At 66.7% G+C, this 13,202-nt stretch carries 11 protein-coding genes; 8 read left to right on the top strand and 3 right to left on the bottom strand.

Annotated elements, in window-relative coordinates; translation table 11 throughout:
* Nucleotide 1: 1 nt before the first annotated feature.
* Together CDN99_RS04865 and CDN99_RS04860 are read right to left on the bottom strand one after the other, a co-directional pair.
* Nucleotides 2-1,342: a dicarboxylate/amino acid:cation symporter gene (locus CDN99_RS04865; protein ID WP_088383028.1), complete on the bottom strand. Its 1,341-nt coding sequence runs from the start codon at nt 1,340-1,342 to the stop codon at nt 2-4.
* A 185-nt stretch (nt 1,343-1,527) separates the two neighbouring features.
* The gene (locus tag CDN99_RS04860) at nt 1,528-1,983 is read right to left on the bottom strand and encodes an acyl-CoA thioesterase (RefSeq protein WP_088383432.1); all 456 of its coding nucleotides are present in this window, start codon (nt 1,981-1,983) and stop codon (nt 1,528-1,530) included.
* Between the two features lie 68 nt (nt 1,984-2,051).
* Here CDN99_RS04860 and CDN99_RS04855 point away from each other — a divergent pair, with 68 nt between their 5' ends.
* The 8 genes from CDN99_RS04855 to pyrC all read left to right on the top strand — a co-directional run bounded on the left by CDN99_RS04855 (nt 2,052) and on the right by pyrC (nt 10,060).
* Nucleotides 2,052-3,893 carry an ABCB family ABC transporter ATP-binding protein/permease gene (locus CDN99_RS04855; RefSeq protein ID WP_088383026.1) on the top strand — a complete coding sequence of 614 codons (1,842 nt, stop codon included), beginning with the start codon at nt 2,052-2,054 and terminating at the stop codon, nt 3,891-3,893.
* A gap of 11 nt (nt 3,894-3,904) precedes the next feature.
* Complete coding sequence (locus tag CDN99_RS04850) at nt 3,905-4,834, top strand: LysR substrate-binding domain-containing protein (protein WP_088383024.1); 930 nt, start codon at nt 3,905-3,907, stop codon at nt 4,832-4,834.
* Nucleotides 4,835-4,989: 155 nt separating this feature from the next.
* Nucleotides 4,990-5,883 (top strand): amino acid ABC transporter substrate-binding protein, encoded by an 894-nt coding sequence (locus CDN99_RS04845; protein WP_088383022.1) that lies wholly within the window; start codon nt 4,990-4,992, stop codon nt 5,881-5,883.
* Between the two features lie 158 nt (nt 5,884-6,041).
* Nucleotides 6,042-6,779 (top strand): amino acid ABC transporter permease, encoded by a 738-nt coding sequence (locus CDN99_RS04840; RefSeq protein ID WP_088383020.1) that lies wholly within the window; start codon nt 6,042-6,044, stop codon nt 6,777-6,779.
* Between the two features lies 1 nt (nt 6,780).
* On the top strand, nt 6,781-7,446 hold the full coding sequence (locus CDN99_RS04835; protein ID WP_193531677.1) for an amino acid ABC transporter permease: 666 nt from the start codon (nt 6,781-6,783) through the stop codon (nt 7,444-7,446).
* A 12-nt stretch (nt 7,447-7,458) separates the two neighbouring features.
* Entirely contained in the window at nt 7,459-8,193 is a 735-nt protein-coding gene (locus CDN99_RS04830) for an amino acid ABC transporter ATP-binding protein (RefSeq protein ID WP_088383018.1), read from the top strand.
* A gap of 296 nt (nt 8,194-8,489) precedes the next feature.
* Nucleotides 8,490-9,029: a hypothetical protein gene (locus tag CDN99_RS04825; RefSeq protein ID WP_088383016.1), complete on the top strand. Its 540-nt coding sequence runs from the start codon at nt 8,490-8,492 to the stop codon at nt 9,027-9,029.
* Nucleotides 9,026-10,060: a dihydroorotase gene (pyrC, locus tag CDN99_RS04820; protein ID WP_088383014.1), complete on the top strand. Its 1,035-nt coding sequence runs from the start codon at nt 9,026-9,028 to the stop codon at nt 10,058-10,060. The genes CDN99_RS04825 and pyrC overlap by 4 nt, the downstream gene beginning before the upstream one ends.
* Before the next feature lie 213 nt (nt 10,061-10,273).
* Here the strand turns inward: pyrC and CDN99_RS04815 are convergent, their stop codons facing one another.
* Nucleotides 10,274-13,123, bottom strand: a complete 2,850-nt coding sequence (locus CDN99_RS04815) for a TonB-dependent receptor (protein WP_088383012.1) — start codon at nt 13,121-13,123, stop codon at nt 10,274-10,276.
* Between the last annotated feature and the right edge of the window lie 79 nt (nt 13,124-13,202).

Genomic DNA, 13,202 nt, shown 5'->3' with positions numbered 1-13,202 from the left:
ATCACGCCCGCTCAGCGTCGCCCGCCACCCGCACCGGCAGATCCTCCGGATCCACCGTCTTCCCCGACAGCGCCAGGTCCAGCGCGTCATGGTCCAGCGCGTTTTCCCACTTCGAGACGACGATGGTCGCGACCGCGTTGCCGACGAAGTTGGTCAGCGAGCGGCACTCCGACATGAAGCGGTCGACGCCCAGGATCAGGGCCATGCCGGCCACCGGCACCTCGGGCACCACCGACAGTGTCGCCGCCAGCGTGATGAAGCCCGCGCCGGTCACGCCCGCCGCGCCCTTGGAGCTCAGCATCGCCACCAGCAGCAGCGTGATCTGGTGGGTCAGGGTGAGCTCGGTGTTGGTTGCCTGCGCGATGAACAGCGCCGCCAGCGTCATGTAGATGTTGGTCCCGTCCAGGTTGAACGAGTACCCCGTCGGCACCACGAGGCCGACGACCGTTTTCTCGCAGCCCGCCTTCTCCATCTTCTCCATCAGCGACGGCAGCGCCGATTCCGACGAGGACGTGCCCAGCACCAGCAGCAGTTCCGCCTTCAGGTAGCGGATCAGCCGGATGATCGAGAAGCCGCACAGCCGGGCGACGATGCCCAGGATCACCAGCACGAACAGCAGCGAGGTCAGGTAGAAGCTGCCCACCAGCATGCCCAGGTTGACCAGCGAGGCCAACCCGTACTTGCCGATGGTGAACGCCATCGCCCCCAGCGCGCCGATGGGCGCGGCCTTCATCAGGATGTGGACCATGCGGAACACCGGCGCGGTCAGCGACTCGAAGAAGGTCAGCACCGGCTTGCCGCGATCACCCACCAGCGCCAGCGAGATGCCGAACAGCACCGCGACGAACAGCGTCTGCAGGATGTTGCCGTCCGCCAGCGCGCCGATCAGCGACTTCGGGATCACGTCCATCAGGAAGCCGACCAGGGTCAGGTCATGCGTCTTCTCGACGTAGCGGTGCACTTCCTTCTGGTCCAGGTCCGCCACGTTGACGTTCATGCCGGCGCCCGGCTGCACGACGTTGGCCACCACCAGGCCGACAACCAGCGCCAGCGTGGAGAAGAACAGGAAGTACACCATCGCCTTGCCGAAGACGCGGCCGACCTTGCTCAACTGCGTCATGCTGGCGATGCCGGTCACGATCGTCAGGAAGATCACTGGCGCGATGATCATCTTCACCAGCTTGATGAAGGCGTCGCCCAGCGGCTGCAACTGCACGGCGAACTTCGGCTCGAAGTGGCCCAGCAGGATGCCGATGACGATGGCGACCACCACCTGGACGTAAAGATGCCGATACCACGGCAGCGGCACCACCGGCGCGGAGGAATAGGGGGGGTTCTGCATGAGATTCGACTCCGGAAGCGGGCTGCTCCGGCCATCGGCAATGACGCTGGCGCGGGAGTCCACCCAAGCGAATCAGTATCCCACCCACAAATTTGTGGTGGCTGCGGAATGTACGTACTAACCCTGGTGCAGGGGGCTTCCGCATGCCGGCCTTCGGACGCCCGCCGGGCGGGCGTCCGGGACGCTCAGGGCTGCTGCGCGAAGGCGCGCGACTTGCCTTCGCGATCGATCGCGACGTAGGTCAGGTTGGCCTCGGTGACCTTGACCACATGCGGATTGGCCGGGTTGCGCTCCGCGAAGACCTCGACGTGCACCGTGATCGACGTGCGGCCGATGCGGGTGACCTGCGCATAGAAGCTGAGCAGGTCGCCGATGGACACCGGCTGCTTGAAGATGAACTCGTTGACCGCCACCGTCGCGACGCGGCCGCGCGAGATGCGCAGCGGCAGCACCGAGCCGGCCAGGTCGACCTGCGCCATGATCCAGCCGCCGAAGATGTCGCCGTTGCCGTTCGCGTCGGCCGGCATGGGCATGACGCGCATCACCAGTTCGCGCGGACCGATCGTCTCGGGCGGCAGGGTCAAGGGCGCGGCGGACGGTGCGGCGGGCGCGGGGGCATTGGAGGCGGTGGAGTCGCTCATGATCGGCAAAAGGTGACAATGACCGATTGTCGTCCAGCACGCGCCAGAGCACACGACCGATCCCCTTCATGCGCCGTTCCACACTCGCCGGCACCGCCGCGCCGACTCCCTCCATGACCCCCACCCCGGACAAGCGCGGCGACTGGCACACCGTCGCCCGGCTGCTGCCGTACTTCTGGCGCTACCGCTGGCGCGTCGGTTTCGCGCTGGCCTTCATGATCGGCGCCAAGATGGCCAATGTCGCCGTCCCGGTGCTGCTGAAGAAGCTGGTCGACAGCCTGGACATCCCGCCCGGCGGCGCGCAGGCGCTGATGGTGGTGCCGGTGGGCCTGCTGGTCGCCTACGGGGCGCTGCGGCTGTGCACCTCGCTGTTCACCGAGGCGCGCGAGCTGATCTTCGCCAAGGCGACGGAGGGCGCGTCGCGCAGCATTTCGCTGCAGGTCTTCCGCCATCTGCACGACCTGAGCCTGCGCTTCCACCTGGAGCGCCAGACCGGCGGCATGACCCGCGACATCGAGCGCGGCACGCGCGCGGTTCATGCGCTCATCTCCTATTCGCTCTACAGCATCTTCCCCACGCTGGTCGAAGTCGTGATGGTGCTGGCCCTGCTGGCGGTGAAGTTCGACGTGCTGTTCGCGTGGATCACCGGCGCGGCGTTGGTCTTCTACATCGGCTTCACCGTGTGGATGACGGAGTGGCGCACGCAGTTCCGGCGGCAGCTCAACGAGCTCGACTCGATCGCGCACAGCAAGGCGATCGACTCGCTGCTGAACTACGAGACGGTGAAGTACTTCAACAACGAGGACTTCGAGGCTGCCCGCTACGACCAGAGCCTGGAGCAGATGCGCCGCGCGCAACTGAAGGCGCAGCGCACGCTGTCGCTGCTCAACACCGGGCAGCAGTTGATCATCGCGTTCGCGCTGGTGGCGATGCTGTGGCGCGCGACGCAGGGCGTGGTCGCCGGCCACATGAGCCTGGGCGACCTGGTCATGATCAACGCCTTCATGATCCAGCTCTACATCCCGCTGAACTTCCTGGGCGTGATCTACCGCGAGATCAAGCAGAGCCTGACCGACCTGGACAAGATGTTCGTGCTGCTCGCCCGCGAGCGCGAGGTCGCCGACGCGCCCGGCGCGTTGCCGCTACGGGTGACGGGCGCCGCGGTGCGTTTCGAGGACGTCCACTTCGCCTACGAGCCGCAGCGGCCCATCCTCAAGGGCGTGAGCCTGGAGATCCCCGCGGGCCGCAAGGTCGCCGTGGTCGGCCCGAGCGGGTCCGGCAAGAGCACGCTGGCGCGGCTGCTGTACCGCTTCTACGACGTCGGCACCGGCCGCGTCACGGTGGACGGGCAGGCGCTGTCCGACGTCACCCAGCACAGCCTGCGCCGCGCGATCGGCATCGTGCCGCAGGACACGGTGCTGTTCAACGACACGATCGCCTACAACATCGGCTACGGCCGCGCCGAGGCCTCGACCGAAGAGATCGAGGCGGCGGCCCGCGCCGCGCACATCCACGACTTCATCGTCGCCCTGCCGCAGGGGTATCAAACGATGGTGGGCGAGCGCGGACTGAAGCTCTCCGGCGGCGAGAAGCAGCGCGTGGCGATCGCGCGCACGCTGCTGAAGAACCCGCCGATCCTGATCTTCGACGAGGCGACCTCGGCGCTGGACTCGCGCAACGAGCGCGCCATCCAGGCCGAGCTGGAGGCCGCGGCGCAGGACAAGACGGTGCTGGTCATCGCGCACCGGCTGTCGACGGTGGTCGATGCGCACGAGATCCTGGTGATGGAACAGGGCCGCATCGTCGAGCGCGGACGGCATGCCGAGCTGCTGGCGCTGCGCGGGCGTTACGCGCAGATGTGGGCCTTGCAGCAGGATGGTCAGGAACACGCGGTTTCAAGCCCCGGATAAACTCCGCCGCCGTGGAAACCAAATGGCTTGAAGACTTCGTGAGTCTGGCGGAGACGCGCAGCTTCTCCCGCTCGGCGCAACTGCGCCATGTCACGCAGCCGGCGTTCTCGCGCCGCATCCAGGCGCTCGAAGCCTGGGCCGGCGTCGACCTGGTCGATCGCTCCTCGTATCCGACGCGGCTCACCGCGGCCGGCGAGACGCTGCTCGGCCAGGCCGTCGACCTGCTCGGCAACCTGCAGGCGACGCGCAACATGCTGCGCAGCCATCAGTCGGCGGGCCAGGACATGATCGAGTTCGCCGTCCCGCACTCGCTGTCGTTCAGCTTCTTCCCGCACTGGCTGATGGAACTGCGCCAGCGCTTCGGGGAAGTGAAGTGCCGCCTCAACGCGCTCAACGTGCACGACGCGACCCTGCAGCTCAGCGAGGGCAACTGCGACCTGCTGGTCGTCTATCACCACCCCAGCCAGCCGCTGCAGCTCGACCCGGAGCGGTATGAGTCGGTGTCGCTCGGCCACGAGACCCTGGCCGCCTACGCGAAGGCCGACCCGACCGGCGCGCCGATGTTCCGCATCACCGGACACCCCGGCCACAAGATCCCCTTCCTCAGCTACGCGTCGGGGGCCTACCTGGGCCGGCTGGTCGAGCTGATCGTCAAGGGCGCGGCCCAGCCGCTCAACTTCGAGTCGGTCTTCGAGACCGACATGGCCGAAAGCCTCAAGGCGATGGCGCTGGAAGGACACGGCCTGGCCTTCCTGCCGGCCAGCTCGGTGAAGAAGGAAGTGAAGGGGCGCCGGCTGGTCCGCGCCTCCGAGCCCGGCCAGTACGAGCTCACCATGGAACTGCGCATGTACCGCGAACGTCAGGGGACTTCCCGGCGCGTCAAGCCGGTGGCCCAGGCGCTGTGGAACTTCCTGACTCATGCAGAGCAGAGTCGGGCATGAAACCTGCATACCTAAGCCACGCAACACTTTGAGATGGGTAATACTCCCTACCCAGCGAGGCGGCCGGACATGGTCTGCTTCGCCGGTTGAACGACGTTGTTGAACGACCTCTCGAATCTGAATCCGGATCTGAATCCGAAACCGCAGGAGCATCTATGAAGAAGGCATTGCTAGTCCTGGCCCTTGGCGCGGCGTTGGTTGGCGTGGCGCAGGCCGACACGCTCAAGAAGATCAAGGACACGGGCAGCGTGACCATGGGCGTGCGCGAGTCCTCGGGCGCGCTGTCCTACACGCTCGGCGACGGCAAGTACGTCGGTTACCACGTCGAGATCTGCCAGCGCGTGCTGGCCGACGTGCAGAAGCAGCTGGGCCTGGCCAAGCTGGACATCAAGTACCTGCCGGTGACCTCGCAGAACCGTGTGCCGCTGGTGCAGAACGGCACCGTGGACATCGAGTGCGGGTCCACCACCAACAACCTGACGCGCCAGAAGGACGTGGCCTTCGCCGTCACGACCTACGTCGAGGAAGTGCGCATCGCGGTGAAGGCCAATTCCGGCATCACCTCGATCGCGCAACTGAACGGCAAGACCGTCGCGACGACCACCGGCACCACCTCCGTCCAGCTGCTGCGCAAGCACGAGCGCGCCAACGGCGTGGACTTCAAGGAAGTGCTGGGCAAGGACCACGCCGACAGCTTCCTGCTGCTGGAGTCGGGCCGTGCCGACGCCTTCGTGATGGACGGCCAGATCCTGGCCGGCAACATCGCCAAGTCCAAGGCCCCGGCCGACTTCAAGATCGTCGGCGAAGTGCTGTCGGTCGAGCCGATCGCGATCATGATCCGCAAGGACGATCCGGCCTTCAAGAAGTCCGTGGACGACAGCATCAAGGCGCTGATGAAGTCCGGCGAGATCGCCAAGCTGTACGACAAGTGGTTCGTCCAGCCGATCCCCCCGGCCAACACCAAGGTCGGCCTGCCGGCCACCGCGGCGACCAAGGACGCCTGGGCGAATCCGAACGACAAGCCCGTCGAGGAATACGCGAAGAAGTAAGCGCGACGGCCGATGCGCAAGGCGCCCCCTGGGGCGCCTTGTCGCAAAGGTCGCCGGATCGCGAAACTCGCGGGTGTCGCCGGATGCGTCCGGACAGCCCGCGACAAGGGGGCCGCGGCATGTGGGGCGGCCCTTGGCATTGATGGATGGAGCACGCCATGCCGAGTTGGGATTGGCAGCTGTACTGCACAGACATGGTGACCGAGGAAGCCGCGCCGAAGTGTTTCGGCGCCCCCGGTTACGAGACTTACCTGGACGCGATGGTCCACGCCTGGGGCTGGACGATGACCGTCTCGATCCTGGGCCTGCTGGTGGCGCTGATCGTGGGCTCGCTGATCGGCATCCTGCGGACAGTGCCGAACAAGAAGGTGGCCTTGTTCGGGGAGACCTGGACGGAGGTCTTCCGCAACATTCCGCTGATCGTCCAGCTGTTCCTCTGGTACCACGTGGTGCCGCAGATTTTCCCGGTGCTGCAGGGCGTGCCGTCGAGCGTGCTGGTGGTGCTGGCGATCGGCCTGTTCACGTCGGCGCGGATCGCCGAGCAGGTCAAGGCCGGTATCCTGACGCTGCCCAAGGGCCAGCGCTACGCCGGCCAGGCGCTGGGCCTGACGCTGCCGCAGACCTATCGCCACGTGCTGCTGCCGATGGCGTTCCGCATCGTCATTCCGCCGCTGACCAGCGAGAGCATGAACATCGTCAAGAACTCGGCGGTGGCCTTCGCGGTGAGCATTCCCGACCTGGCGCAATTCGCGCTGCAGGCTTCGGAGCAGTCGAGCTTCGTGCAGATCTTCCTGCCGGTGACGCTGCTGTACTTCGTGTCCGCGTTCCTGATCAATCGCATCGCGAAGCTGATCGAGGCCTACGTGCGGGTGCCCGGCATCCTGGGGGCGAAGTGACATGATCCATCTCGATTTTTCCTTCCTCACCTGGGACGTGCTGTCGGCCTTCGTGGCCAAGGGCCTGTGGTTCTCGATCCAGCTGACGCTCTCGGCCATGGTGGGTGGCATCGTGCTGGGCACGGTGCTGGCGCTGATGCGCCTGTCGGGCAAGTGGTGGCTGGAGAAGCCGGCGGCGATCTATGTCGACACGCTGCGCTCGATCCCGCTGGTGATGGTGATCCTGTGGTTCTTCCTGCTGATCCCTTACCTGCTGGGGCCGCTGGGCGCGGAGAAGACCGCGCTGATCACCTTCACGCTGTTCGAGGCGACCTACTACTCCGAGATCATGCGCGCCGGCATTCAGTCGGTGTCCAAGGGTCAGGTCTTCGCGGGCCAGGCGCTGGGCATGAGCTACCGCCAGACCATGACGCTGGTGGTGCTGCCGCAGGCGTTCCGGAACATGCTGCCGGTGCTGCTGACGCAGACCATCGTGCTGTTCCAGGACACGTCGCTGGTCTACGCCATCGGCGCCTACGACCTGCTCAAGGGCTTCGAGGTCGCCGGCAAGAACTTCAACCGTCCGGTCGAGACCTATCTGGTCGCCGCCGCCGTGTACTTCGTCATCTGCTTCAGCCTGTCCATGCTGGTCCGCCGGCTGCAGAAGAAGATCGCCATCATTCGCTGAGGTCCGCTCGCCATGATCGACATCAAGAACGTTTCCAAGTGGTACGGCCCCTTCCAGGTGCTGACCGATTGCTCCACGACCATCAAGAAGGGCGAGGTCGTGGTGGTGTGCGGCCCGTCCGGTTCGGGCAAGTCCACGCTGATCAAGACCGTCAACGCGCTGGAGCCCATCCAGGCGGGTGACATCGTGGTGGACGGCACCAGCCTGACCGACCCCAAGACCAACCTGCCCAAACTGCGTTCGCGCGTGGGCATGGTGTTCCAGCATTTCGAGCTGTTCCCCCACCTGTCGGTGACGGAGAACCTGACGCTGGCGCAGGTGAAGGTGCTGGGGCGCAACATGACCGACGCCAAGGCGCGCGGCCTGAAGATGCTGGAGCGCGTCGGCCTGACGGCCCACAAGGACAAGTTCCCGGGCCAGCTGTCGGGCGGCCAGCAGCAGCGCGTGGCGATCGCCCGGGCGCTGTCGATGGACCCGATCGTGATGCTGTTCGACGAGCCGACCTCGGCGCTCGATCCCGAGATGGTCGGCGAGGTGCTCGACGTGATGGTGGGCCTGGCCAACGAAGGCATGACCATGATGTGCGTGACGCACGAGATGGGTTTCGCCCGCAAGGTCAGCAACCGCGTGATCTTCATGGACGCCGGCAAGATCATCGAGGACTGCGCCAAGGACGAGTTCTTCGACAACGCCGATGCGCGCTCGCCGCGCGCCAAGGACTTCCTGGCGAAGATCCTGCAGCATTGAGGCGACGGCTCGGGGCACCGAGCCACCGGATCCAGAAGGCCCGCATCGCAAGCTGCGGGCCTTCTGCTTTCCGGGCCCTTGCCGGGGTGTCATCCGGCCACGGCATGAATCGCGAAAAGACGCCAGGTGCAGGTCAGTGACGAGCCCGGGCGGGGTCCCAACAATCGATGTTTTCGCTGCGATCGATGTTGCACGGTGGTGTGTGGCAAGTCGCACGAGGTGAGCTGCGCGCAGTGCGGGAATCCGCCCGCCGGTCGGGGCGCCCATCGTCATCACGTGGCATGGAGGGATGGTTCATGAGCACATGGCACAAGGTTCGTCGCTTGACCAAGGCCGGTCCGAGGCGACGGGGGCGGCGATCGGGCGACGACGTCCTGACGCGCGCCGAGCACGACGCGAAGAACGACGCACTCCTGCAGCAGATGCGGGCGGAGTGGGCGATGTTGCGATCGGACCTGGCCACGTTCCGCGGCGACATGGTGGAGCGCTTAGGAAAGGTGGAAGGCGAGATCACTGGCATCAAGGGGCAGATCGACGGGATCAAAGGGCAGATCGACGGCCTCAAGGGAGAGGTGGAGGGCCTGAGACACTCATTGACGTCAACGCAATGGCTCGTGGCGAGCGCCCTGGGACTGCTGGCGCTCTTTTCGCAAGTGCCGAGCATCATCTCCGCCTATCGCTTTCCGCCCGCGGGCTCGGCGGCGTCTGCGCGGAGCGCCGCGCCGACGGTGTCCCGGATCCTCGCCGCCGGTGCGATCGAAACCGCCGCCGGGCCTGTCCACCGCGACGGTGTTGCCCAGGCGCCGGAGGGGCGATGCGACAATCCCGCCCCATGAGCGCCACCCTCTCCCTGATCCGCCCCGACGACTGGCACGTGCACCTGCGCGACGGTGCCGCCCTGCAGAGCGTCGTCCCATACACCGCGCGGCAGTTCGCCCGCGCGATCGCGATGCCCAACCTGAAGCCGCCGATCACGACGGCGGAGCAGGCGCTGGCCTACCGCGAGCGCATCCTCGCCGCCGTGCCCGCGGGCGTGGACTTCGAGCCGCTGATGACGCTGTACCTGACGGACCGCACCCGCCCGGAGGACATCGCCGCCGCGAAGGCCGCCGGCGTCGTCGCGCTGAAGCTGTACCCGGCCGGCGCGACGACCAACAGCGATGCCGGCGTCACCGACATCCGCAAGACCTACGCGACGCTGGAGGCGATGCAAAAGGCCGGGCTGCTGCTGCTGGTGCATGGCGAGGTGACCGATGGCGACGTCGATGTCTTCGACCGCGAGGCCTTCTTCATCGATCGCGTGATGCGTCCGCTGCGCAAGGACTTCCCCGAGCTGAAGGTCGTCTTCGAGCACATCACGACGAAGGAAGCGGCGCAGTACGTCACCGACGCCGACCGCTTCACCGGCGCGACGGTGACGCCGCAGCATCTGCTCTACAACCGCAACGCCATCTTCATGGGTGGACTGCGTCCTCACTATTACTGCCTGCCGGTGCTCAAGCGCGAGGAGCACCGCCTCGCGCTGATCCGGGCGGCGACCTCGGGCAGCCCCAGGTTCTTCCTCGGCACCGACAGCGCGCCACATGCGTCGGTGATGAAGGAGAACTCGGTGTGCGGCGCCGGTTGCTTCACCGCGCTGTCCGCGATCGAGCTGTATGCCGAGGCATTCGAGGTCGCGAACGCGCTCGACAAGCTCGAGGCCTTCGCCAGCTTCAACGGCGCCGACTTCTACGGCCTGCCGCGCAACACGGCCCGAGTCACGCTGACCAAGACCGACTGGACGCTGCCCGAGGCCGTGCCCTTCGGCGAGGCCGCGCAGCTCAAGCCGCTACGTGGTGGCGAAGTGATGCACTGGAAGCTGGCCTGAGCTCGCCTGAGGTCCCCAACGGCAACCGCCGCAGGCCTCGGTAGCAAAACCGACGCAGTGCGACAGTGATGGGGGACGGCAGGGCGTGGGGTTTCGGCGCAGGCCGGGGCCCCATGACCTGGCGGCCAACGCGCCGCACGATGCAGGGCCGCACGATGCAGGCAGGCGGTCCCTCGAAGCATGCAACGCAGAGGGCCACCCAACGGCGGCCGTTCACTTGAACCGATACGACGCCGACAGGTAGAAGAACCGTCCCCGCGGATCGGTATAGCTCGGGTCATATCCCGAGATGAAGAAGTAGGCCTGGTTCGAGAACGGCGGCGCCGTGTCGAACAGGTTCTTCACCCCCGCGCGGACGGTCAGCGCCTGGGTCGCTTCCCATCCCCCCGACAGGTCCCACAGCGAATACGCCTTGACTTTGTTTTTCCCGACGATGCTGCCGGTGTTGGTGTCGATCGCCGAGTTCTGATCGTCGTAGCCGCTGTAGAAGGTGTTGGCGAGGTTCACGCTCCACGGCCCCTTCGACCAGTCGACGTTGAGCCGATGGCGCCAGCGCTGCACCACGCCGTCGGTGACGAAGCGGCCGAGGTTGCTGATGTACGGATCCCCGTCGCCGGGTTGCTTCTTGGAACTCAGCGTGAGCGTCCCCACCAGCTTCACGCCGAAGCGTCCCCAGTCCGTCCCCGCCGAGCGGTACTGCAGCGTCATGTCCAGACCCGAGGCCTTCTGCTTGCCGCGGTTCTCCTTGCGCAGTTCGATGAAGCAGATCTCGGAGTCCGACGGGTCGTACGCGCAGCCCGGCAGTCCTTCGTTCTCGTTGTAGCGATGGACCAGCGGCTCGTACTTGTCGAGGTTGGCGAGGATCACGTCGTCGCCGAGGGTGCTGATCAGGTTGCGCTTCTCGATGTACCAGTAGTCGAGTCCCATGCTCCACTCGGGTGACGGGTCGGCCAGCACGCCGATCGAGAATTGGCGCGACTTCTCGGGCTTCAGGTTGGGGTTCGCGTAGGTCCGCGTCTCCCAGTTGTTGGCGCAGAACCCGAGGTCGTTGTCGTTCTCCCGCATGCAGACCGGATCGGGCAGCGTCGCGGTCTCGCTGACCTTCACCGAGCGGTACAGGTCGTTCATCGACGGCGCGCGGAACCCGGTGCCGGCGGACGCGCGGAAGGTCAGGTTGTTCATCGGCGCATAACGCAGGCCGATCTTCGGATTGGTCGTCGATCCGACCTGCTGGTAGTGGTCATGGCGCACCGCGAACTGCAGCTCCCATTCCTTGGTCAGCGGCGCCAGCAGCTCTCCATAGGCCGCCCAGACCTTGCGCGAGTTGTTGGTGAACTGCGCATCCCCGGGCGTCGGGTCGCCGAGGATGTTGTCCGAGATCAGCAGGTCGCTCGCCGCCGAATCGGACTTCTCGCGCCGCAACTCCGCGCCCAGCGCGATCGCCAGGTCCCCGCCGCCGAGCTTCATCAGGCTGCGCGTGGCCTTGACGTCGAGGCTGTCCATCGTGCCCCGCGCGCGACGCACCTCCTGGTCGATGTTCTTGTCCCGCAGGAAGGCCAGTCCCGCCGCGCTCGACGGGCCGAACGGATTCAGGATCCCGTCCGCGTAGGCCTGCAGCGTCTCGTCGTAGGGCAGGTAGCCGCGCACGTCGCGATCGGACACGCGGTTGGTGCTGTGGTTGTAGCCCCAGTCGTAGTCCCACGCGCCGATCGTGCCGGTCATGCCGACGACGACGCGGCTGCCGGTGCTGACGAGCTCGCTGGCGCGCGGGCCGGCCTCCAGCATGCGGGTGCGCACGGTGATCAGCCGGTCGTCCGGCAGCGCGGCACCCAGCCCTGTCGCCGCCAGCGCCGGGATCAGCGAGACGTCGAGGTCGGCATCGATGCGGTTGCTGGTGCCCACGTACCAGCTCTTGCTGCGCGTGTACGAGGCCTCGATGAAGGCCTGGTGCGCGTCGTTGATCCTGAACACGCCGCGGCCCAGGAAGCTGCCCTTGTCCGTCTTCGGATAGAGCTCCAGGTCGCGCATGTAGTCGTAGGTGCAACCGTCGACGCCGCCGATGCCGGCGGGCAGGTAGAGCGTGTGCGGCGGCTGGCAGTTCGGGATGCTCAGGTTGATGTTGCGGCTCGTGATCGGCTTGCCGTTGAGCTGGAAGCCCTGCGATTGCAGGTAGTCGAGCTGGTCGCCGCCCAGCCGGATGTTGCCGGGAAAACCCGCCGACGACAGCAGGTGCGGCAGCCGCTCCGGAATGCGCAGGTCGGAGATGAAGTCGCGCTGCGAGGTCCGCAGCGCGCCGGTCTTCTGGAAGTCCAGCACCCCCATCACGTTGAAGCCGTCGCGTTCGAGGTCCCCATGCCCGGCCGCGATCGACGCGGTGCGCTTGCCCGCGCCGCCTTCGCCGCTGACGCCGCCGTAGACGTCGAGCTGCACGCCCTGGTAGTCCTTGCGGGTGATGAAGTTGATGACGCCGCCGATCGCGTCGGTACCGTAGAGCGCGGAGGCACCGTCGAGCAGCACCTCGACGCGCTCGATCGCCGCGGCGGGGATGTTGTTGAGGTCGACGCCGTTGTCGTCCCCGGGGGACGCGAAGTTGGCCATGCGCCGGCCGTTCAGCAGCACCAGCGTCGACGACGTGCCCAGCCCGCGCAGGTTGGCGGAGTTGAAGCCCATCTGGTCGCGGAAGCCGCCGGTGCCGATGCTGACGCCGTCTGTGAGGCTGTTGCTGAGCGCCGAGACGGTGGCCATCAGCTCGGCCGCGGTGGTGACGCCGGCCTTGGTGATGTCGGCGCGGGTCAGCACCTGCACCGGCAGCGCGCCCTCGTCGGCGATGCGCTTGATGGCGGACCCGGTGATCTGCACCCGCTGCAGTTTCTGCGGCGTGGCGGCGGGCGCGGACGCCGCCTGTTCAGGCGACGCGGGCGGCGGCGACTGCTGAGCCCGGACCCCGCCGCAGACCGCGATCAGGCAGGCGAGGGCGGTCGCCGATTTCAGCGGCGGACGCCGCGAGGCGGGGGCCTGCGCGACGATACGAGACGCTCGCGGAATGCGGGGACGGACGGGCATGACGTGGCTCCCTTGTGGCCGATGGCGATGGCTCTGTCGGGCCAGTCTAGGGAGCAGGCCGTCACGAGCCTAGAGGGTG

Origin of the sequence: Roseateles aquatilis (assembly GCF_002205645.1) — a bacterium.
Classification (GTDB): Bacteria; Pseudomonadota; Gammaproteobacteria; order Burkholderiales; family Burkholderiaceae_C; genus Roseateles; species Roseateles aquatilis.
The sequence above is the reverse complement of the archived record's forward strand: the minus strand, read 5'-3'. Positions and strand labels throughout refer to the sequence as shown.

Excerpts from the sequence above, each read along its gene's own strand:
- CDN99_RS04865 (WP_088383028.1), bottom strand. The coding sequence starts at position 1,342 with ATGCAGAACCCCCCCTATTCCTCCGCGCCGGTGGTGCCGCTGCCGTGG.
- CDN99_RS04860 (WP_088383432.1), bottom strand. The coding sequence starts at position 1,983 with ATGAGCGACTCCACCGCCTCCAATGCCCCCGCGCCCGCCGCACCGTCC.
- CDN99_RS04855 (WP_088383026.1), top strand. The coding sequence starts at position 2,052 with ATGCGCCGTTCCACACTCGCCGGCACCGCCGCGCCGACTCCCTCCATG.
- CDN99_RS04845 (WP_088383022.1), top strand. The coding sequence starts at position 4,990 with ATGAAGAAGGCATTGCTAGTCCTGGCCCTTGGCGCGGCGTTGGTTGGC.
- CDN99_RS04840 (WP_088383020.1), top strand. The coding sequence starts at position 6,042 with ATGCCGAGTTGGGATTGGCAGCTGTACTGCACAGACATGGTGACCGAG.
- CDN99_RS04835 (WP_193531677.1), top strand. The coding sequence starts at position 6,781 with ATGATCCATCTCGATTTTTCCTTCCTCACCTGGGACGTGCTGTCGGCC.
- CDN99_RS04830 (WP_088383018.1), top strand. The coding sequence starts at position 7,459 with ATGATCGACATCAAGAACGTTTCCAAGTGGTACGGCCCCTTCCAGGTG.
- CDN99_RS04825 (WP_088383016.1), top strand. The coding sequence starts at position 8,490 with ATGAGCACATGGCACAAGGTTCGTCGCTTGACCAAGGCCGGTCCGAGG.
- pyrC (WP_088383014.1), top strand. The coding sequence starts at position 9,026 with ATGAGCGCCACCCTCTCCCTGATCCGCCCCGACGACTGGCACGTGCAC.
- CDN99_RS04815 (WP_088383012.1), bottom strand. The coding sequence starts at position 13,123 with ATGCCCGTCCGTCCCCGCATTCCGCGAGCGTCTCGTATCGTCGCGCAG.